Origin of the sequence: Pedobacter anseongensis (assembly GCF_037482965.1) — a bacterium.
GTDB lineage: Bacteria > Bacteroidota > Bacteroidia > Sphingobacteriales > Sphingobacteriaceae > Pedobacter > Pedobacter anseongensis.
Window position 1 is genome coordinate 396,300 of record NZ_JBBHKB010000003.1, and the last position, 20,716, is coordinate 417,015.

Annotated in this window: 16 protein-coding genes and 1 tRNA gene; 2 read left to right on the forward strand and 15 right to left on the reverse strand. The window is 38.5% G+C overall.

From position 1 onward, the window contains the following. Positions 1-51: 51 nt before the first annotated feature. The 9 genes from WG904_RS12480 to WG904_RS12520 form a co-directional block, all read right to left on the reverse strand. Positions 52-1,362 (reverse strand): phospholipase D family protein, encoded by a 1,311-nt coding sequence (locus tag WG904_RS12480; protein ID WP_339579655.1) that lies wholly within the window; start codon positions 1,360-1,362, stop codon positions 52-54. Positions 1,363-1,427: 65 nt separating this feature from the next. Next, positions 1,428-2,681 carry a phage integrase SAM-like domain-containing protein gene (locus tag WG904_RS12485; protein ID WP_339579656.1) on the reverse strand — a complete coding sequence of 418 codons (1,254 nt, stop codon included), beginning with the start codon at positions 2,679-2,681 and terminating at the stop codon, positions 1,428-1,430. Between the two features lie 267 nt (positions 2,682-2,948). After that, positions 2,949-3,022, reverse strand: a tRNA-Pro gene (locus WG904_RS12490). Positions 3,023-3,204: 182 nt separating this feature from the next. Further along, positions 3,205-3,594, reverse strand: coding sequence for a hypothetical protein (locus WG904_RS12495; protein WP_339579657.1), 390 nt, complete (start codon positions 3,592-3,594; stop codon positions 3,205-3,207). Positions 3,595-3,644: 50 nt separating this feature from the next. Next, positions 3,645-4,433, reverse strand: coding sequence for a lacto-N-biose phosphorylase central domain-containing protein (locus WG904_RS12500; RefSeq protein WP_339579658.1), 789 nt, complete (start codon positions 4,431-4,433; stop codon positions 3,645-3,647). A gap of 43 nt (positions 4,434-4,476) precedes the next feature. Then, positions 4,477-6,105, reverse strand: coding sequence for a sodium/sugar symporter (locus tag WG904_RS12505; protein WP_339579659.1), 1,629 nt, complete (start codon positions 6,103-6,105; stop codon positions 4,477-4,479). A gap of 55 nt (positions 6,106-6,160) precedes the next feature. After that, on the reverse strand, positions 6,161-7,834 hold the full coding sequence (locus tag WG904_RS12510) for a RagB/SusD family nutrient uptake outer membrane protein (protein ID WP_339579660.1): 1,674 nt from the start codon (positions 7,832-7,834) through the stop codon (positions 6,161-6,163). Positions 7,835-7,931: 97 nt separating this feature from the next. Next, entirely contained in the window at positions 7,932-10,946 is a 3,015-nt protein-coding gene (locus tag WG904_RS12515; protein WP_339579661.1) for a SusC/RagA family TonB-linked outer membrane protein, read from the reverse strand. 95 nt (positions 10,947-11,041) lie between these two features. After that, a complete protein-coding gene (locus WG904_RS12520) occupies positions 11,042-11,911 on the reverse strand; it encodes an inositol oxygenase family protein (protein ID WP_339579662.1) in 870 nt (289 codons plus the stop codon). 227 nt (positions 11,912-12,138) lie between these two features. Here WG904_RS12520 and WG904_RS12525 point away from each other — a divergent pair, with 227 nt between their 5' ends. Further along, positions 12,139-13,149 carry a LacI family DNA-binding transcriptional regulator gene (locus tag WG904_RS12525; protein ID WP_339579663.1) on the forward strand — a complete coding sequence of 337 codons (1,011 nt, stop codon included), beginning with the start codon at positions 12,139-12,141 and terminating at the stop codon, positions 13,147-13,149. 212 nt (positions 13,150-13,361) lie between these two features. After that, positions 13,362-14,150: an alpha/beta fold hydrolase gene (locus WG904_RS12530; protein ID WP_339579664.1), complete on the forward strand. Its 789-nt coding sequence runs from the start codon at positions 13,362-13,364 to the stop codon at positions 14,148-14,150. Positions 14,151-14,194: 44 nt separating this feature from the next. Here WG904_RS12530 and WG904_RS12535 read toward each other — a convergent pair whose 3' ends face one another. The 6 genes from WG904_RS12535 to WG904_RS12560 are packed head-to-tail and all read right to left on the reverse strand — an operon-like array spanning position 14,195 to position 20,637. Then, positions 14,195-15,295, reverse strand: a complete 1,101-nt coding sequence (locus WG904_RS12535) for a metallophosphoesterase (protein ID WP_339579665.1) — start codon at positions 15,293-15,295, stop codon at positions 14,195-14,197. A 28-nt stretch (positions 15,296-15,323) separates the two neighbouring features. Continuing rightward, a complete protein-coding gene (locus WG904_RS12540; protein WP_339579666.1) occupies positions 15,324-16,199 on the reverse strand; it encodes an endonuclease/exonuclease/phosphatase family protein in 876 nt (291 codons plus the stop codon). Continuing rightward, positions 16,193-16,795 (reverse strand): histidine phosphatase family protein, encoded by a 603-nt coding sequence (locus WG904_RS12545; protein ID WP_339579667.1) that lies wholly within the window; start codon positions 16,793-16,795, stop codon positions 16,193-16,195. The genes WG904_RS12540 and WG904_RS12545 overlap by 7 nt, the downstream gene beginning before the upstream one ends. Then, positions 16,788-18,230 (reverse strand): FGGY-family carbohydrate kinase, encoded by a 1,443-nt coding sequence (locus WG904_RS12550; protein ID WP_339579668.1) that lies wholly within the window; start codon positions 18,228-18,230, stop codon positions 16,788-16,790. Before WG904_RS12550 ends, WG904_RS12545 begins: the two co-directional genes overlap by 8 nt. Further along, complete coding sequence (locus tag WG904_RS12555; protein ID WP_339579669.1) at positions 18,230-19,678, reverse strand: FGGY-family carbohydrate kinase; 1,449 nt, start codon at positions 19,676-19,678, stop codon at positions 18,230-18,232. The genes WG904_RS12550 and WG904_RS12555 overlap by 1 nt, the downstream gene beginning before the upstream one ends. After that, entirely contained in the window at positions 19,675-20,637 is a 963-nt protein-coding gene (locus WG904_RS12560) for an NAD(P)-dependent oxidoreductase (RefSeq protein WP_339579670.1), read from the reverse strand. Before WG904_RS12560 ends, WG904_RS12555 begins: the two co-directional genes overlap by 4 nt. Positions 20,638-20,716 lie beyond the last annotated feature (79 nt).

Here is a 20,716-nt window from a genome sequence, read left to right on the forward strand (position 1 = left end):
TAAAAAAATTAATAAATTACAGGAATATAACTTGAATAATATCGTATCATTCTAGTCAAAAGACCTATCCATAATCATTTCATACATCGGATGATACTTCTCAAAATCTTTGATACAAGTCATAACTATATTATCAATTGAAAGCTCAGCTGAACCAATTGCATAGTCGCGACCGATTATAAAATAGTATTTCCTCCAACTATCACCTAAAGCATATTCTCTGAACTCGTTGACATCTTTAAAACTATTGGCATCTCTTTTTTGATTTGCAATTTCTATCCAATAATTCGGGCCTAAATCGCTAAGTAAATTAAAAAATTTACTGCAATACTCATCACCTGTCATTAACCGCAAAAAATTCTCCCGATCGGCTTTACCTCCATTTATTTTTCCAGGCATAAGCCATATGCCAAACGTCTCTAACCGTAGAATAAATTGCATTCTCATGTAATATAAAGGAGTAGCATCTAGTCCCCCATATTTTTTTAACTGAGATTTATTCCTGCCATACCCAACCCATAACGATCGAACATTAAACTCGTGATGATGTTCACACTCTATTTGTGAGGCTATATGATTTTGATCATAATGCTCATGAAGTCCCCATTCCTTTGGCATTTTCGCGAATACAAGGTCATTAAGACGATACAATTTACGTCTGGTCAGGCTTCTGTCTTCGAGTACTTCTGGCGTATCCAATTTCGTTTTCCAACCTTCAAAAGCCATTACTTCATGCTTTTTGAAGAACTGTGTAGAGAAATCAATATTATCGATATTGAAGTCAGAATTTAAGCTATCTACAAGATCTTGTATATTTTTTCTCTTCATCCTCTCTAAATCCATTCCTTGCTCAAATCTCTGTTCATATTTATTGATAAAAATATCTGTAATCTCTTCACTTTGATTTTGCCAACACTCGAATTGCAATTTTAATTTCTGAATTACCCACTCATCAGTCACTTTGATGAATAGCTCTTCATTCTCAAACCAACCACCATTAGTAAAATTTCCAGATCCAACGAATGCCACCCATTTATCAGCTATTTCAAATAAATAAAGTTTAGGATGAAAGTATTTTTTTATAAATATACCAGAATTCATATTTCCACTTATTGTTTCAAACCGAAGTGTTCGCAATACACTTGGTGTTGTCGGCATATGTATGCCAGTAACAATTCTTAAATCCTTACAATTAATTAGTTTTTTCCGTGCAAATGAGAGCATTTTATCTGTTATCATACCTACACCTATAAAACAAGAAGTAGCGTGCTCAGAGATCCTAACAAATTCAATACTTAACTTGGCTGCAACATCATTTTGAAAACCCTCCATTTTGACTAAAAATTTTAACAATTCTACCATAATTTAGCAATTTACTCTTAAAAGTTTTAAACTAACAGCAATTTTTTTTCTTGGTAACAATGTATCTACCCCACCATCTTCACCCTTGGATGCATTTTGGTCTGTAACGCCAACATTTCATTGGCTACTTTCTTCATCCGCACCTTCGCGTAAATCTGCGTGGTACGAATACTCGCATGTCCCAGCATGTGCGCCACACTCTCAATAGAAATCCCATTTTCCAAGGTAATCGTTGTCGCAAAGGTATGCCTCGCGGTATGAAAACTCACCTTCTTCTCAATCCTAGCAACCTGTACAATCAACTTAATATAACGATTAGTCACCTGATTGGAATAGAAAGGAAATACCACTCCTCTCTGTAATGAAACCGGATGGTTCTGATACTTTTCAATCAGCTCCAGCGCCTCTGGCAAAAGCAGTACCTGAAACTTCTGCTCGGTAGTACTGAACGTTTTTTTCCTTGTCATCTCCAGCCAAACGTTCCCGTACTTATCCCTTGCCAAATGCGACAGATTAAATCGGCAGACCTCCGCATAACCCAAGCCCGTATAACAACTAAAAAGAAACATATCCTGTACGATCAGATGCCCAGGGGCAAAAACAATGGCGTCAACAAAACGTTGAAGTTCTCGTTCGTCTAGCGCCTCCCTGTCTTTTTTGACCATGTGCCTTTTAAAATTCTCGAAGGGGTTATGGTTCATCCAGTTGTTCTTGATCGCGATGCCAATTAGCTTTTTTAGGCGTTCCATATGCTTCATTACCGTATTGTTGGTACAGGCACGCTGCCCTTTGTCGGGGGTACGCAGACGGAGGAACAGTCCGAAGTCGGTGATGAACTTATAATCCACCTGGGCAAGGATGAGGTTTTTCTTTTTCCGCTTGGTTTGAAGGAATTCATATAGAAAGCGTTCGGTGGTGTAATAGTTTTTGATAGTGCCTTCGGATAGGAGTTTACCCAGTTCTTGGTTATGGTAGTCGAGCAGGTCTTTTAAGCTGTGCTGCTGCTCGTCGGTGCCTTCGACCTTGGCTTTGATGGCTTCGGCGGTTAGGGGCTGTTTGGCGTAGCGGATTTCGTCGTAGGCTTGGTTGATCTCGGCGGTGAGAGTTCGGATTTTTTCACGAACGTCATCATTGTGGTCTGAGTTTCCGCTGATTTTTTGTTGCTTTTGGTTCCAGTCGCTAATGGCTAGCCGACGCTTTGCGGATAGATGGGTGAACTGTCCATTTACGGTGATCTTGGCGTATAGGGGAGCGTTGCCGTTTGATTGTTTGTCTTTCTTCAGAAAAAATAATGTGCTGAAGGTGTGCTGCGTTTTCATAAAATCCCTTTCTTTTTTCTTACCCTTTTCTAGCCCTTTGACTCGTGTGCAAGTCAAAGTGTATCAAATGGTGTTAAAATGAATGTAAACAATTGAATAACAATGATTTAATTCAAATATTAAGACAAGTATAGGAAGAAAGAACAGGGTGTTAAATAGGGGTAATTTTCTTTGGTTTTCGTTACCCTATTGTGATATGACTTAAATGAAAAAACCCTCTAATTGGTGTAATTAGAGGGTTTTTAATAGAGTTTGCACTCTATGTCGTCGGGGTGGCAGGATTCGAACCTACGACCTCCTGCTCCCAAAGCAGGCGCGATACCGGGCTACGCTACACCCCGAACTGGTATCACCTTTATAAATAGATTAATATTTATTATTTGGGATTGCAAAGATACAACTTAAAAGAGGATATTACAAGTTTAAACGGTTATTTTTTGAAGAAATAAGCTAACTAATTTATTTCCAGTAAATAGCTTTGAGATTCAATCTTGCAATTACTTGTAGCAACTCGCTATCCTTTTTAAGCACTAAATAAATAAATACCAAATACTGCCACCAAGAAGTAAGCTACTAGTCCACCCGCCCCAGCATAATCTTTCGCAATTCGCTGTCCAAAAAACAAAGCCAATAAACTCAATGCCGAAAATTGCAATCCCCAAACCAGCAACATCGAATCGCCACTTAACAGATAACAAACACTGCCAACAAGAGCCAAAATACCCGACATCATTTCTAAAAACGTAATAACGATAAACAGAAGAGGAGCAAAAGATTTTAAAAATGTTTGCTCAAAAACACTTTGAATATACCCCTTATTTCCCTTAAAGTTAAAAATCTTATCTAATCCGGATTGCAAAAATAAAATACTAAAAAATAGGCCAATAAGAATTTGTAGAGACGTTAAAATCATAAAATTAATTTATTAATGTAACAATATATGATCAATAAAAACAGTTAAGATTATTTTGCAACCTTAGCTAACTTATTTTTTAACCACAAAACTAAGTCGTTGGCTCCCTTATCGTTCTCAAATTCTGCTTGCAGTTTTCCATTCACATATTCGTTATATAACCATGGATCTCCTATGGCAACCACAAAGCCTTTACCATAGTTACTCCCTGCAATGATGATATCGTTCTGCTGCTTTAACAACGGATAAGCATCTCCTTTCACCGTAATCGAACAGGCATCTTTCATGTATACTTGTTTTGCAGTAGCAAACATTGGATTACCCTTCGTATCAACTCCTCCACCCTCTCGGGTTACATCGTTGGTTACATGATTTATCATTTCGTTGTTAAAATTAATCCCGAAAACGTTGGCTAATTTATTAAAATGTTTAAGCTCGGCATTTGCGCTATCGTTAGCCAATACTAACAATGCCCCACCCTTCTTTACCCACGAGGCAATAGCTGAAACTGATTTATCGTCCATATAATTTGGAGTCGGACTATCCCTTAAATTATCGGGGTCTACAATAATATAAACAGCATGGCCTCTTAGGTTTTCCGCTGTAGGCGCCTCGAAAAGAGTGGCCAATTTAAATCCATATTTTTTAAACGTTTCGCCTAAAATGGAAAATCCAGACGGCGCTGTTTCATCCCATTTGTAATGCCAAGAAACCTTTTCACCATTTGGCCCCTTTTTAAACTCATTGTTAAAATATGAATCTAAAAGCACAGATTTTTGCGCTAAAGCACTGGTAAAAAGACAAAAACAAACTAAAAAGGCGAGGGTATACTTCATCATATTTTTTTAAGCTTCACTCAAAAATACATAAAGGAAATTGATCTTACCAAAAAACAGTATACAATGCCACCAGGATTCCCGAAATTAAAAGCGAGCCTATTGCAAAACTGGTGCTCACTTTAAACATCGAGGTATCTACTTCAATCGCTTTTTCGCTGGCCAAGGTTTGTGGTTTAGCCAAGCTAATACCTATCATTAAGAGTACAATAACCACAAAATCAATTTCCATCCGGTTAAAAAACGGCAAATCAGGGAAAGCACCGTTGGTCCACGCTGGTAAAAATTTGAGCACGGTAGAAAGCGGAATGGTAATTAATGCACCTGCCATGGCGGCGGCAGAAGTGGTACGTTTCCAGTAAAAACCTAGCAAGAAAATTGCAAGTACCCCAGGAGAGATAAAACCAACATATTCTTGAATAAATTGGTAGGCTTGATCTAATGATTTTAATGCTGGTGTTACAATAGCCGCAATGGTCATCGAAATGGCTACTGCCCACCTACCCACATTTACCATTTTACGGTCTGAAGCCTCTTTGTTTAAGAATTTCTTATAAATGTCTAACGAAAAAATAGTCGATATACTGTTAGCTTTACCTGCTAAAGAAGCAACAATGGCCGCCGTTAGTGCCGCAAAAGCAACGCCCTTAAGTCCGGGAGGCAATAAGTTCATTAACGTAGGGTAAGCATGATCTGGCTTGAGTACACCATCGCTGGCCATCTCTGCCTGGAACAAGCCCTTGCTGTGCAACACAAACATCACAATACCAGGAAGCACCGCAATAACCGGTACAAGCAACTTTAAAAATGCAGCGAATAAAATTCCTTTGCGTGCCGTATTTAAATCTGCTCCTAATGCGCGCTGCACAATGTATTGGTTGCATCCCCAATAGGCCAAGTTATTGATAAGCATGCCACCAATTAGCACAGAAAGGCCCGGTAATTTATCGTAATATTTATCAGACGAGTTAAAAATCATGTGAAAATGGGTAGGAGCTTCTTTACGTAGCACAGAAAGACCAGCAAAAATATCATCACCAAAACCATATTCACTAGAAAGCAAAGAAAGGGCTAAATAGGTAGTAACTAACCCGCCAATAATCAATACCAAAACCTGTATCACGTCGGTATACCCAATTACTTTCATCCCGCCTAAGGTAACAATCATTGAGAAAATACTTAGCCCAACAATACACCACTCAAAACTAATGTTAGAAATAGAGGAAATTGCCAATGCGCCGAGATAAATAATTGAAGTAAGGTTCACGAATACATACACCAACAACCAAAAAACAGCCATAATGGTACTTACTTGATCGTTATAGCGTTTAGCCAGGAACTGTGGCATGGTAAAAATCTTATTTTTAAGATAAACCGGAATAATAAAAACCGCTACAATGATCAGCGTTGCAGCTGCCATCCATTCGTAGGTAGCAATGGCTAGCCCTAGTGCAAAACCAGAGCCAGACATGCCAATAAAGTGCTCGGCAGAAATGTTAGAAGCAATTAACGACGCGCCAATTGCCCACCAAGTAAGCGATCCTTCAGCTAAGAAAAAGTCTTTAGAACTTAAATTTTTCGTCTTCTTTTTATGGTAGATGTAATAGCCATAAAATGATATGGCAATAAAATAGATAAAGAAGACGATATAGTCGGCTGTTTGTAATTGGTTCATTAATTGGTTAATTTAGTTTCGTTACTAAATGTACACATTCATACACACACATTTTTTAATACCCAGGATTCTGTACTAAATACCCTGGCAAGTTAGAAGCTCCGTCTATCGCCGTTTGCGGTATAGGGAAAATTCTCTTTTGTTTGTCTGTACTAGTTTTTTCAGTCCATGTACCTTCGTATTTACCAAAACGGATCATATCGGTACGTCGAACCATTTCCCAATAAAACTCAAACCCTCTTTCGCGGAATAAAAGATCGAGTGTGATAGCAGGAAGCGCAGCAGCAGGTTTGGTAGCGGTTCTGGCTGCTCTAACCGTATTTACATCAGCCAGTGCAGTTGCATCCCCCTTTCTAAGCTTAGCTTCGGCTCGCATTAAATAAATATCGGCAAGGCGTAAGATAATAATATCGTGTTCTCCAAAATTCCGCCCACTTACCGAAGTTTTGCTGAACTCGTATTTTTCTACTCGATAACCTGTATTGTAATTACTACCCGCAACCGTGAAGTCGATATTCTCTGTAAAATCTACTGCTAAAGTTGGTTTACTACGGGTTTCATAAAAGAGTTTACTTACTTGCATTTTTCCATCTGGGCACTTTAAAAACACGCCGTTTTTTCTAATTAAGCCATATTGCTGACCTCTTAAGATACCACGGTTAATATTAAAACTAGCTGCATCAATGCAGTTATCGGCTGGTGGCAAATTCTCTTTATAAAAACGAGGATCTGCATCAGCAGGATCTAAAGGAAAATTGGCATTAACCCAGGTACGATAAAAATCGGGGGTAATAGCTGGGCCATCTGTTCCATTAGCGCCGGTATAAGCAGGTAGAGGAAACTGATCGCCAGCAATAGAAAAATAGGCCATACGATTATGTCCATTTAAATTGGCACGTTGATCTACTGCAAAAATCAATTCTTTGTTGGTGTGATTATTATCATTAAAAAGCGAAAAATAATCGGAAGCCAAGCTATAGTCTCCAGAATTAATAATATTATTCGAATATTCGATTACCTTGTCCATATCCTCATTTTTAAAGGTAAAGGTAGTGGCATACACATCCCTATAAACTGCAGCATTTAAATACAAACGTGCTAATAAGCCCCATACTGTACCTTTGGTTACACGGCCTGGACCAGTTGTATTGTCGAGCAAAGGTTCGATGTCAAGCAACTCCGTTTTAATATAGCTAATCGCTGCTTCACCTCTTAAAATTTTCGAGGTTTCACTAATATCATCTTTAACGAATATCAATCCAAAAAGATCGAGTGTAAGTAGCGAATAATAGGCTCTCATTCCTCTTGCTTCGGCTAAAAATTTCTTAGCATTAGCATCATTACTAGTTTGTAATGCATTTATAGCCGTTACACTTCTCGACAACCCGATTAAGATATTATTCCAAGTATTTCTCACATTGGCATCTGAACTGATATTTTCGTGTTTATGTAGTTGAAGGTAAATGCCATTATCTCCCCAATCTGTTCCACCCCTAAACGGTAAGATTGCTTCGTCGGTAGAAATTTCTTGCAAGGCAAAATAATTGGTGTGCAAAAAAACATCTTCCAGCTTTGCGTAAACTGGTGCAATAATTCCTTCTGCCTGTTGCTTCTCTGTGAGTCCGGTAACAGACGATTCGTCGAGCACTTTTTCATCGAGTTTCGAACAGCTGTAAATTGCCGTAATGGTAATAAAACCTACTAACAGCATTAATATTTTTGTTTTCATTGTTATATGTTTTGTTTTTAAGGGTGATGAAGCCGCATCGATTTAAGGATGTGATCGCAATATCGTGAAGGGTTCATATTCTTTATTTTATTACTTGTTAAAATGAGACATTTAGGCCAAAAATGATAGACCTCGCCTTTGGATAACTTAAAAAATCAATTCCATAAGAAGATACCCCATTAATTGCTCTATCGGCGTTTACTTCAGGATCGTATCCCGTATAATCGGTAACTACAAAAAGATTTTGCCCAGTTACCGATAAACGAATACCAGAAACCCATGTATTTATACCTAAATTTTTGGTATTGAGGTTATAGCCCAAAGAAGCATTATTTAATCGTAAATAAGCACCGTCTTTAAGGTATCTTGTAGTTACCGGCGTGGCATTGTTTAATGATTCTGATGCATTAGCAATTGCTTCTCGAGTTGTATTTGCATTTTTTGCAAGTCTCAACTTCGAAAAACTAACATTTTGTGTATAGTCGTAGATTTTATTTCCAGAGACGCCATTAAAATTTAAGCTTAGATCGAAGCCTTTAAAAGCTACGCTTCCAAAAAAACTATAGATTTTATTTGGTAGAGCAGAACCAGCAGCAATCCGATCTTTATCCGTAACCACACCATCTCCATCCAAATCACGATAAGTACTTAAACCAGCACCGTCAAATCCTGTAAATTCCTTTAAGAAGAACGTTCCAATAGGTTCGCCATTTACATAGCCATTGATGGTTGATGAGGTGATACCTGCACCAGAAACTGAACCAGCAGGAATAACTGAATAAGGAGAATTTTCTACCTTATTTTTCATGTAAGCCATATTACCACCGATAGAATAAGAAATACCATTTTCAGATTTATGGCTGTAATTTAATTCCACCTCTAAGCCTTTATTGGTTATCGTCATGTCTTTAACATTAGACCAAACCTCTGAGGCTGGCTGAACAGGGTCGGCCGGAATTACTTGCAACAGAATGTTCTCCGAGATTTTGTTAAACACATCTACAGTACCTGTTAACGCACCTTTAAATAGTCCGAAATCTAAACCGATATCCGTTTGTTTCGAAGTTTCCCATTGAATATTCGGGTTGGCAAGTCTCGAATACGTTGTTCCAGCTGGGTAAGCACCTGTTGGGTATAATGGATAACTTGCCGAAGCAAGAGAAGTAAATAAAGCTTGTGTAATTTTTGGTGGAATTTCTTGATTACCCGTTTCACCATATCCAGCTCTTAATTTTAAAGTACTAAAAATCGAATTCTTCATGAAATCCTCTTCAGAAATCTTCCAACCAAGCGAGAAAGATGGGAAATATCCATATTTGTTATTCGATCCAAATTTAGAAGACCCGTCTGCTCTAAAGTTGGCTGTTAATAAATACTTGTTATCAAGCTGGTAAGTTACCCGTCCAAAAAAGGATTGCAGTTCGTTAATAAAGGCAAATCCGCCTGGTCTGTTATTTGCCAAGGTTAAATCTTGTCCAACACCTGGATTGTAAATTGGATCTATGCCCCCAACTAAAAATTTGTTTATGCTATTATTCCGTTGTTGTACATAAATTCTTTGGTATGAATGTCCGCCTAATACAGAAACATTATGGCGGGTATTGTTCCAATTGTAGGTAAGGTAATTTTCGATCAGTGTGTTTCTATTGTAGTTATAAAACGTTTCTAATCTTCCTTCTCGCAAAGGCACTGCATTAGGTAAGTTCAATACATCGCGTGTAGCAGTAGAATTATCGACACCTAAATTTGCTTTATATACCAATCCTTTAATTAGTTTAAAAGAGGGAGAAACATTGCCTATTATCCTATTAATGGTGGTAATTTCTTTATCCAAATCGAAAAATAGCAAAGGGTTGTTGATGTTCTGATAAATCGCAGTTGCGCCATTTGCATCTCTTGCAGGATAAGTTGGATTATTGATGAGTACATCGGTTAAGATACTCGTAATTGGCGGGCGTTGTTGTTTGGTATTTGAAGCGTTTAAATTTAACTCGAGCACCAATTTATCTTCTAAGAACTTCTGGGTTACATTAAATCGGCCAGAATATCGATTAAGATCATTTTTCTTAATTATACCTTCTTGCTTTTGAGCGCCCAGTGAGGCAAAATAGGTTAATTTATCTGCCCCTCCACTCATGTTAATATTATAATTTTGAGTTTTGGCCACTCGTGTAGCTTCTTTCTGCCAATCGGTATCACCGCCTTTATCGTCTAAAACACCTCCCGCTTTGGGCACTTCTACACGAAATTCGGCTGCTGTTAAAACAGGTAAAGCATTTGCCATTGAGGAAGTACTAAATGTTGCAGAGGCTCCGAGTGTAGAAACTCCTGCTTTACCTTTCTTAGTGGTAATGATAATTACACCATTGGCACCGCGAGATCCATAAATGGCGGTTGCAGATGCATCTTTCAACACATCGATCGATTCGATGTCCTGCGGATTAATAAAATTCAGTGGATCGCCCCCACCTGTATTCGAGTTGTCTAATGGCAAACCATCTACTACAAAAAGAGGCGTACTGCCCGATCGCACTCCACCTGGCCCTCTAACTGTAATTCCCATAGGTGCACCAGGTTCGCCACTGGCAGAAGTTACGTTTACTCCAGATACTTTACCCTGTAATAATTGTTGTGGAGAATTAATGATACCTTGATTAAAATCTTCGCTCTTCAATGATTTTACAGCTCCCGTTACGTCTTTTTTATTTTGGGTTCCATAGCCTACAACCACTACTTGAGAAAGATTGGCGGCAATGGCTTTAAGGCGAACCTCAATTCGGGTTCTGTTGCCTACTAAAATTTCTTGTGTAACATAACCTACGTATTTAATAACAAGAACCGCATTGTCATCGGGAACACTTATGGTAAAAGCCCCGTTTCCATCGGCAATTACAGATTGGGTACCGGCTTTAACGGAAATGCCTGCACCGGGTAGTGGTTTACCGTCTTCCGAATCCAATATAGTTCCGGTAACCGTTTTTTGCTTCACTACTTTAGCGCTGTTGTTTTTTGCGAATGTATTTTCTGGATTGAAAATGCAACAGCAGATAATAAACGCAGCTGAAAATAATTTTAGCCAACGTTGTGAATAATAAAAGTAAATTTTGCTCATATAGTTGTTTTTGTTTGGTTGCAAATTAGCATAGGCATATTAATTCCCTGTTAGTGGAACCCTACGGATGTGTTAATACTGAAAAAATATTTTATCTAAAATTTTAACGTTTCAGGCAAGTATTTTGCGACAAGATTTTCGTAATAAGGTTTTAACTTTTTCCAATCTGGCGGCTCTGGATTTTTCGAATACAAATCGTATGGATTAAATAGTTGCACCCATTTTAGCATCTCTCGATCGTGATCATCTAATAGATACTCGTATTGCCCCTCACGATGCCATGAATAGAAAGAATGATAACGAAGCATATATAAGCCCGCTTCCGGGATACGATCTTTAAGCATATGATATACATATTCATCATGCCCCCAAGACATGGTTACCTTTCGTAAACCACAACCTTTGTCATAAATTCCGCATTGGGTTTGGTAGACTGGATTGGTATAGTCGGGGTTGTTTTTAAAAAATTCAGGGTATACAATTTTATCTGAAAAAGCACAGCCTACTGGAAAGGTATCGCCAACTACCGCCCATTGTGGTTCGTCGAATAAACAGAGTACTTTACCCATGTCGTGCATTAGCCCAACCAACACCATCCAATCAGGATGTCCATCGCGACGGATCGCTTCAGAGGTTTGTAGTAAATGCTGAAATTGGTCTAAGTCAGTATCGGGATCTGAATCGTCTACCAACTGATTTAAAAATTGAAAGGCCTCCCAAATGGGCATTTCCTTTTTATCGAATTTTAAATAGTTATTTCGTTTTTCTTGCACAAACGCATAGGTTTGATAGGTATGGTTTATGCGATAAAATTCTCGAACATGATCTTTTGTAGAATCGTCGTACGTACGGTATTCTTCTGTTTTTTTCGCAGTGGCAATGCTATCAGGATCTGGATAACGTTGTAATACATCATCTTCCCATTCATCGAGATTGGCTAGCGGATTATTTTGGTTAGTATCCATCACATACACATATTTGGTTACTCTAAATTGGAGTTTTTTTAACCTGCTTGTTCATAACTGATCAGATTTATTTACGAAACCGTTTTCGCTTACCTACTGCAAAGCCGAAAAGGTAAGAAAGCAGGATTCACACAAATCCGTGTTTTTGTGTTTAGGTATAGTTTTTCGATATGCGAGTTTTTTTGTATGTTGTAGAACCAATTCATAGCTGATATTTAGTTAACCAAATGAAAAATATAAACATTAAAGAACTTGCGCATGAGCTGAATCTTTCGGCTTCTACCGTCTCAAAGGCTTTAAACGACAGTTATGAAATAAGCGAAGAAACCAAACGGCGCGTACTGGAAACCGCAGCAAGACTTAACTATGTTCCCAATCCTTATGCCAGTAGTTTAAGAGGCAGGAAAAGTAAAAATATTGGTGTAGTGATTCCCGAAGTAGCCGATAGTTTTTTTTCCCTAGCTATTAATGGCATCGAATCGGTAGCTAAAGAAAAAGGGTATCATGTACTAATCTGCTTAACGCACGAAAGTTTTGAAAATGAAAGAACAATTTTAAAGGAATTTCAAGGTGGAAGAGTAGATGGTGTACTTTTATCCGTGTCGAGCGAAACCACACAATGCACTCACATTAACGATTTAATGGCGAATGGCGTACCCTTAGTTTTTTTTGATCGTGCTTGTGAGGATGTAGAAACAGCGAAGATTACTACTGATGATTTTGAAAGTGGATATAAAGCCACGGCTCATCTGATACAACAAAAGTGTAATCATGTTGCTTTTTTAAGCATTTCGAATAGCTTATCGATCAGTAATAAAAGATTGGAAGGATACGTACAGGCTTTAAGTGATTTTAACCTTCAAGTTAACCCTAAACATATTATTCAATGTACTCATGATGCAGCTCAAAATTATACGCTCATTAAAAAATTATTACAACAAAAAAATAGACCTGATGGTATTGTAGCCTCTGTTGAAAAATTAACTACACCTGTGTATATGGCCTGTAAGGTGTTAAAATTAAAAATACCTATAGATATAAAGGTTATTTGCTTCTCTAATTTAGAAACGGCAGCTATTCTTAATCCATCACTTACTACCATTACACAACCTGCATTTGAAATGGGTAAGAGCGCTGCTACACTTTTATTTAGAGCGTTGGAAAATAAAAATTTTAGCTTGATTAAGGAAGATTTCATGATTCCATCTGCTCTTGTAGTGAGGGGTTCGAGCAGGTAAGATAGCGTTTTTTAGAAATTCATTTGCGCAAGTAAATACTTGCTCTTATATTTGCAAGCATATACTTGCGGAATAATGTCACTAAACTTAAAAACTACAATTTTTTAATTTACCTAGTTAACCAACTCATGATTTTTAACCTTCGTGCATTGTCTACAATTTTTATGCTATTGAATATTTTTCAGGCTAACGCACAAAAACCCACAGACTGGATGAAAACAACAACAAACTCAGGAAATGCTCCAATTAATGGAATTAGCATGTATTATGAAATTCACGGCAAGGAGGGTATTCCTTTAGTATTAATCCACGGTGGCGGCTCAACCATAGCGAGTTCTTTTGGTGTTTTGTTACCATTGTTAGGCCGTGATCATACCATCGTAGCCGTTGAACTGCAAGCACATGGCCGCACTAGTGACAGGAATCTTCCCGAATCTTTCGAGCAAGATGCTGATGATGTAGCAGCTTTGCTTAAGTACTTAAAAATCGATAAGGCGAATATTGTCGGTTTTAGCAACGGTGGTACTACCACCCTGGAAATAGCCATCAGGCATCCAATGTTATTAAACAAAATGGTGATCATGTCTGGTGCATATAAAAGAGATGGCTTTATAAATGGTTTCTTCACCTTTATGAAAAGCGCCACATTCGAAAGCATGCCACAGCCGTTAAAAGATGCTTATTTAAAAGTTACCCCTAGCCAGACAGGGTTATTAAACATGTTCAATAAGGACAAGCAGCGTATGATTGATTTTAAAGACATCAATGAAGATGCAATCAAAAACATAAAAACTCCTACACTATTTATGGTAGCTGATAAGGATGTTGTAACCCTAGAACATACAATAGCTATGTCAAGAATGATAAAAGGTGCAGATCTAATTGTATTACCTGGTACGCATGGGCAGTTTTTTGGTGAAGTAGGATCGGAAAATGTTGGAACGCAATTACCCAAAGCCACGGCGATGTTAATAACAGAATTTTTAAAGCGGCAATTTTAAATGTAAACATTGTTGTGTCTTGCTTTGCGATACAAATACTTAACTCACTCGAACCTTATCGTATATTCATTTCTAGCATCCTTCTTCCAAGCATTTGGTTGCGATGTAGGCGATATGCCAAACAGTGGAGAAAATGTACGTACCTTAACTGTTTTGTTGTCTGGGAAGAACTCCAAGATACGAAGCCAGCCGTCGCCGCCATTTCCTGTTCGGCCACCGCCACCCATAGATTGGGCATCGAACATAATTTGATGAACGGTTTTACCTTTATCATTCTTATCCTTACGGTAACCTTCGCCAGAATAATGCCCGCTAAGTACCATTTCGATAGTAGAAGACGGCTTTACCAGCTTCTCCCAGATCTGTTTGCCACTATTAGCAAATGGTAGTTTGATTCGTGGCGATTTCTGGATCATGTTGTTAATACGGTAAGGCTCCCAGTATAACCAACTTACATCCGCATCACCTAGATTATCTTTCGCACTAAGGTAACTGTGCGTAGACATAATGATACGGTGATTTTTATATTCTTCCATGGCAGCTACCTTTTTTGCCCAGGTTATTACGGTATCTCTTGGCGCATACTCAACCGTTAAAAAAAGATAATCCTTACCATTTAGATTTTTAAGTTCGTACGCCGAATTCGCTAAAGTCTGCTGGCCTTGTTCATCTCTTGCTTGCTGAACTAGGTATTTCTGGTTAAGGTAATTTTTTTCTATAGGAAAAAATGCATTGTACCGAGAAGTTCTGTTTCCTTCTCTATCGATACTGTAATCATGATTACCTGTAGCTGCCACATAAGGAACTTTCCCATTAAACCGATCAAAAAAGCGGGAAGCTGCCTTCCACTGCTGATCGCTGGTCTGGTCTCCATCATAATCATTCATAATTTTCTCATTGTTATTCACCAAATCGCCCATACCTAAAACCATTTTAATATTCAGCGAATCAAGGTTATTCTCGATCCAAGCCGACATAAGATCGAGGATGGGTTGGTTCGTTCCCCATTTTACGTAATTCTGTATATCGGGTACCATAATTACCGTAAACGACTTTTTGTTTTCCAGTGCGGGCTTTTGGTAGGTAGACTGAGCTTGGGTAATTGTTGCAGCTAGAAACAGTATATAAAATAAGATCTTTTTCATCTGTATAAAATTTATTTTCAATTAAAGTTTATTTCCAAGTTATGTAAACCGGATAATGGTCGGATAATTGATTCGTTTCATCGGTCTGCAGTATGTCGGCAGATTTAATATGCGAAGCCATTGCCTTATTTACCCAAATGTAATCGATCCGGATTTTTCTTCCATGCTCAGCCGCATGATCCTTTGTGGGTGCGCTGTGTTTAAATGTAGTATTAGCCAAATAATAGGAATCTTTAAATCCGGCTTTCACCATCCGGTTGGTCACCGTATAATCGAGCCTGCCATGGTCGAGGTTATTGTAATAAATGGTTTTAAACTTCACAATGGCAGTACCGCTTTTAGGCTGCAGCTTACCATCCGTTTTAAGCATTGCCGTAAGCAAATCTCGACCATAATTAGCCGAATCAACCGCAGAAAGGGCATTAAAATCGCCTGCTATCACTATTTTTTCATTGGCAGGGATCAACTTTACATGCGCCAGAATGCGATCTACATCATTCCTTCTTGTATCTACTTCAAAAGGTGAAAGATGCGTTACAAAAAAGTGAATTCCATTAATGTTACCATAAAGATACGAGTGCCACATATTTGTTGTTACCTGCTGCACCATCACAATCGGATAGCGAGAGGTAATCCCCAGGGGATGCGTTACTCCCGTATTTAAGATGGCATAGGGGTGTCCATACCGCTTTCCAAGTTTTTCCAAACTGTCTTGTGTATAGCCATTAAGTTCTTGATAAGCAATTATATCGGGGTTTTCCTTGCTAATCCAATCTACATAACGTTGTTCAAGCGCTTTATCATTGTTAAATCCATGAAGTACATTGTAACTGATGAACTTCTGCCCTTTGCACACAAAAAAGCTTAGGAACACTACGATAAGTGAGCTTATTTTTTTTAACATATTAAAATAGCATTTAGTTTTTTAAGTGTAAAAACACCGTCATCATCGAGTTCAAATAAGGTTATGGACGAATTTTCTTGAGCCAGTTGACGGTAATTTTTCAAAGGCATCCCTAATTTATGTGCCATATATAATCTATTCACACCATTGTGCGCAACCGCTAAGATTGTCCCATTTGGGTGTTTTTTATAGATTTCTTTAAAAAAATCGTCTACCCGTTCTACAATTGCTTGGCCACTTTCACCCGTACCACCTGCATTTGATAGTTGTGGGTCTGTCGACCAATTTGTCCATAGTTCTTCATTCTCTATAATAAACTGCTCGCGAGTTTTGCCTTCCCATACACCAAAGTCCGCTTCAATTAATCGATCATCCGTAATCACATTGTCTCCCGATGCAATCGCTGCGGTTATTTTAGCACGCTTTAGCGGAGAGGAGTACACTGCATCAAATTGAACATCTTTTAAAAGGGTATTCGCCAAATTTGCTTGGGCTAATCCTTTTTCGGTAAGGTCAATATCGGTTCTTCCACAATACCTGTTCCCATCGGCATTGTAAGTTGTTTCTCCGTGACGTAACAAATAAACTTTAAGCATCAATAGTTTCTTTAATATATCCTTTTGTGATCAGCAGATTAATAAATTGTTGATAGTTTTTATTGTATTTTTCAACTAGTTTATTGTCGGGCTGAACTTCTTTTTCAATGCATGTTAATTTTTCAACTGCCTCAATTACTGAACTAAAATAAGTATTCGAAGCGGCTAAAATGGCAGCTCCAACGGCACCACTTACGTTTTTCATCTTTATTATGGGCAGATTTAACACGTTACTTCTGATTTTTAACCATACGTCGTTATTACTTCCCCCGCCTGCAGTATAAACTGCTTTAATTTCTTCTCCGGTAAATGCTTTGATCAGTTCGAAAGCATATCTTTCTATATACGCAACGCCTTCCATATTGGCTGTAAATTTTTCTTCAATTGTTAATCCTGCGGGTTCAAAACCGATTGCATTAGGAGCTAACATTGGAAACCTTTCTCCCTTTTGTCTTAATGGATAAGCTAAATGGCAGGAAGGAATTAATTTTGCAGCTGCATTACTTAAATGTGCAAGTTCTTGACCAAATTCGTTGGTTACCCAATCTGCACCGGTATTGCTTGCCCCACCTGGCATCCAATATCCTGCAGGATGTCTGTGGCTATAAATTCTTCCCTCCTCATCAATAACCTGTTTGATCGTTACCCCCTTAATTACCATGGTTGTGCCAATGGTGGTGTTCCAATCGCCAGGTTTAATTGCACCCGAAGCAATTTGAGAAGCGCAACCATCAGTAATGCCAGTAATCACCTTAATATGCTTTGGAAGTCGGAGAACATCTGCTAACGCAGGGTCAACCGTACCGATTACACTTCCAGAAGGCAATACTTTGGGCAGCCATTTTTTATCGATCAATAAATCTGTTGTGAGATAAGAAGGCCATTCTAATTTATTTACATCGTAGCCCGATTTAAATGCATTAGTGTAATCCGTAATTCCCCATTCTCCACTCAGCTTACCAGTAATGTAATCTGCCGCATGGATCCATTTACTAAGCCTACTTGCCTTTTCAGGATAGGTTTCCTGGAACCACACCATTTTAGCCAAGCCACTGGAGGAGTTAAATCCAGTAAACCCTTCAACCTTATATTTAATAGCTAGGGAAGTACATTTTTCTCCCTGTGGTGCCGCCCGCTTGTCGCTATACATGATTGCATTGTGCAGAGGCTGATTAAATTCATCTAAGGGAATAACCGTTCCAGAGGTAGAGGTAACCGCAATTGCAATAATATTTGCACTGGTTGCTGTTTCTGTTAAATCTAACAGACACGCTTTACAGGCATCCCACCACATCTCTGGCGATTGCTCCTCTCTAGATAGTTCGTCTAAACCAAAGCTTCTTTCGCTGCATGCCGTAATTTCCCCAACTTGGTTTAAGATTACTACTCTTGCTCCCTGTGTTCCAATATCAATTCCTATAAAATGTGCTGCCATTAACAGAAGGTCTTTCTAAATGAGTTTCTTGTCTCTTTCCATTGCGTGTAACGTTCTTCAAATTGCACAATGCTTTGTGGAATTGTCTCGTCCAAAATTGAGGAATTTAAGGGCGCAAAGCCTAAGGCCTCATTGCAAATGTACACACCGCCAATTACAGAAGCTTGCCGATAATCGGCATTAATAATAATTTTTTTACCTAATAGATTAGCTAAAAATTGACGTAACACGGGGCTCTGTACACCACCGCCACATGCCCATATATAATCGGGTTCGTGTGCAGTTACCTCACATAAGGTTTTGTAGTTTTCATTAATGCAACAGGCAATATCCCATAAGGTTGCCCAAACAAAACTGGCCCGGGTTAACTGATGAGAAATGGGCACATTAAAGATAAACCCACCCCTAGTTAATGGCGATTTTTCCTTAGCCACTAGCGAACCTAATGAGGCTACACATTGAAAGTCCTGCAGTTCGGCAAGTTCCTTTTCAATCACATCATAATCTTCCGTAGGATAAAAAATTTCCTTTAAACGTTGATAATTTAACCCAGTTACACCAGCATTGGTTTCTAAAATAAAACTATTTTCGTCTGTATGTCTATTGGTCCAAGTACGTTGTAGTTGATCAGTGACATACGTTTCTGTTAATTTAATGATCGGAGTGGTTGTGCCCGATACAATAACTACATCATTAAGAGAGGGCTTAGTACTAATTACCGCCAATTGCGTGTCGGCACCCCCTACTATTACCTTCGCATTTGGTGAAATTTGAATTGCTTCGGCCTCACTAGCGAGTACAGTTCCCAGAATTGTTCCCGAAGGGGTTAAGTTTGCAAGCAGTTTAAAATCCAGATTAAACAAATCACACAGCTTGGGAGACCACTCTTTTTTTGCTACATCGTATAACAATGTTTCAGATGCTTGTGAGTGTTCGTAATGGATTACACCACTCATTTTATATTCGACCCAATCACTAATGCTCATAAAAGAAGCCAGCTTCTCCCAAATTTCCGGTCTTTTCTTTTCGATACCGATAAGTTTAAACGCCGAAAATAACGACGTTGGGAAGCGACCGGTTAGTTGATAAACTTCGTCTTTTGCCAATAACATGTCTTCCCATGCTCGTCCTCGGTGGTCGATATTGGGTAGTCCGATAAGCGACTCTCCATCTTTACCAATCAGTACAATGCCTTCTCTTTGGCTTGTAGCAGTAATTCCTTCAATATGTATATCAGGCGCCTGAGCTAAACTTAATCTCGCTAGTTCTTGAATTTGTTTCCATAATTCATTAGGTTCAAAATATAAACTCTCTGTATAGTTGGGATCCTTTATGTTCTTAAGATCGGCACGAGCAATGCCTAAAATACGACCCTCTCTGGCTACTACGGCAACACGCACGTTGCCAGTACCTACATCAATAATTAAGTATCCTCGTTGGTTGTTCATGATAATTGTTTTTCAGTTGCAAACCAATTGATAATTTTTTTATTCATAATTGCCACATGGTGATCTTCAACCTCATGCGTAGCCCCCGCAATATGGGGAGTAGCTAATACATTAGGGTGATTGATTAACCTATAATCTTTTTCATCTGGTGGCTCATGATCAAATACGTCTAGTACTGCGCCCCTTATCAAATTGTTCTCAATGGCATATAAAAGATCATCCCGCTTTACTACCGATGCCCTTGCTGTGTTTACTAATATCGCATCCGTTTTCATGTTAGAAATCAGCTCGTGGTTAATCATCCCAATGGTGCTATCATTAACGGGTAAATGGATGGAAACAATATCGGAGGTTTTAAATAACTCGACTAAACTTATTTTTTTATACTTTTTAGTGTCCAGCTCAATAAAGGGGTCGTAAAATTGAATGGCACAAGGAAAATTCTCTACCATGTGTGCAATTCTTTGTGCCACTGCGCCGAAACCAATCAGGCCTATTGTTCTGTTGGCCAGCTCATTTCCTTTAAACTGCAAATAAGAGGTGTGTGCGCCATCGTCCCATTTCTTTTCCTTTAGCCATTGGTTACTCGCTATTGTTTTGCGTAATAGATCAATCACAGTAGCGATAAATAACTCAGCTACGGCTTGGGCATTTCGTGCAGGGGTATGAAAAACAGGAATGTTTTTTTCTTTGGCGGTTTTTAAACACACGTTAGAAGGAGTACCTCTGCAAACACCTATAAAAGCGAGATGTGGATTAGCATTGATAACTTTGGAAGTCACATGATCATGTTCTGTAATTAAGGCATCGGCTTTGGTAGATGCAATTAAATCAATAAGCTCATCTTCATTGAAAGCTCGTTCATTTGCTTTCCATGGTCTGTAAATAACTTCGCCAAGCAATGCTTTGAGCTCGGCTTGACCGTTTTCGTGATAGGGTGCGGTAACTAATATCCTCATTTAGTTAATAGTAATTCAATATGTTTGATAGTTGCTCAACAAATTAAGTTAATTTAACTTAAAAAAACAAAATAAAAAT

Bases quoted from the DNA above. Each gene is read 5' to 3' on its own strand.
- WG904_RS12480 (WP_339579655.1), bottom strand. From the start codon at position 1,362: ATGGTAGAATTGTTAAAATTTTTAGTCAAAATGGAGGGTTTTCAAAAT.
- WG904_RS12485 (WP_339579656.1), bottom strand. From the start codon at position 2,681: ATGAAAACGCAGCACACCTTCAGCACATTATTTTTTCTGAAGAAAGAC.
- WG904_RS12495 (WP_339579657.1), bottom strand. From the start codon at position 3,594: ATGATTTTAACGTCTCTACAAATTCTTATTGGCCTATTTTTTAGTATT.
- WG904_RS12500 (WP_339579658.1), bottom strand. From the start codon at position 4,433: ATGATGAAGTATACCCTCGCCTTTTTAGTTTGTTTTTGTCTTTTTACC.
- WG904_RS12505 (WP_339579659.1), bottom strand. From the start codon at position 6,105: ATGAACCAATTACAAACAGCCGACTATATCGTCTTCTTTATCTATTTT.
- WG904_RS12510 (WP_339579660.1), bottom strand. From the start codon at position 7,834: ATGAAAACAAAAATATTAATGCTGTTAGTAGGTTTTATTACCATTACG.
- WG904_RS12515 (WP_339579661.1), bottom strand. From the start codon at position 10,946: ATGAGCAAAATTTACTTTTATTATTCACAACGTTGGCTAAAATTATTT.
- WG904_RS12520 (WP_339579662.1), bottom strand. From the start codon at position 11,911: ATGGATACTAACCAAAATAATCCGCTAGCCAATCTCGATGAATGGGAA.
- WG904_RS12525 (WP_339579663.1), top strand. From the start codon at position 12,139: ATGAAAAATATAAACATTAAAGAACTTGCGCATGAGCTGAATCTTTCG.
- WG904_RS12530 (WP_339579664.1), top strand. From the start codon at position 13,362: ATGAAAACAACAACAAACTCAGGAAATGCTCCAATTAATGGAATTAGC.
- WG904_RS12535 (WP_339579665.1), bottom strand. From the start codon at position 15,295: ATGAAAAAGATCTTATTTTATATACTGTTTCTAGCTGCAACAATTACC.
- WG904_RS12540 (WP_339579666.1), bottom strand. From the start codon at position 16,199: ATGTTAAAAAAAATAAGCTCACTTATCGTAGTGTTCCTAAGCTTTTTT.
- WG904_RS12545 (WP_339579667.1), bottom strand. From the start codon at position 16,795: ATGCTTAAAGTTTATTTGTTACGTCACGGAGAAACAACTTACAATGCC.
- WG904_RS12550 (WP_339579668.1), bottom strand. From the start codon at position 18,230: ATGGCAGCACATTTTATAGGAATTGATATTGGAACACAGGGAGCAAGA.
- WG904_RS12555 (WP_339579669.1), bottom strand. From the start codon at position 19,678: ATGAACAACCAACGAGGATACTTAATTATTGATGTAGGTACTGGCAAC.
- WG904_RS12560 (WP_339579670.1), bottom strand. From the start codon at position 20,637: ATGAGGATATTAGTTACCGCACCCTATCACGAAAACGGTCAAGCCGAG.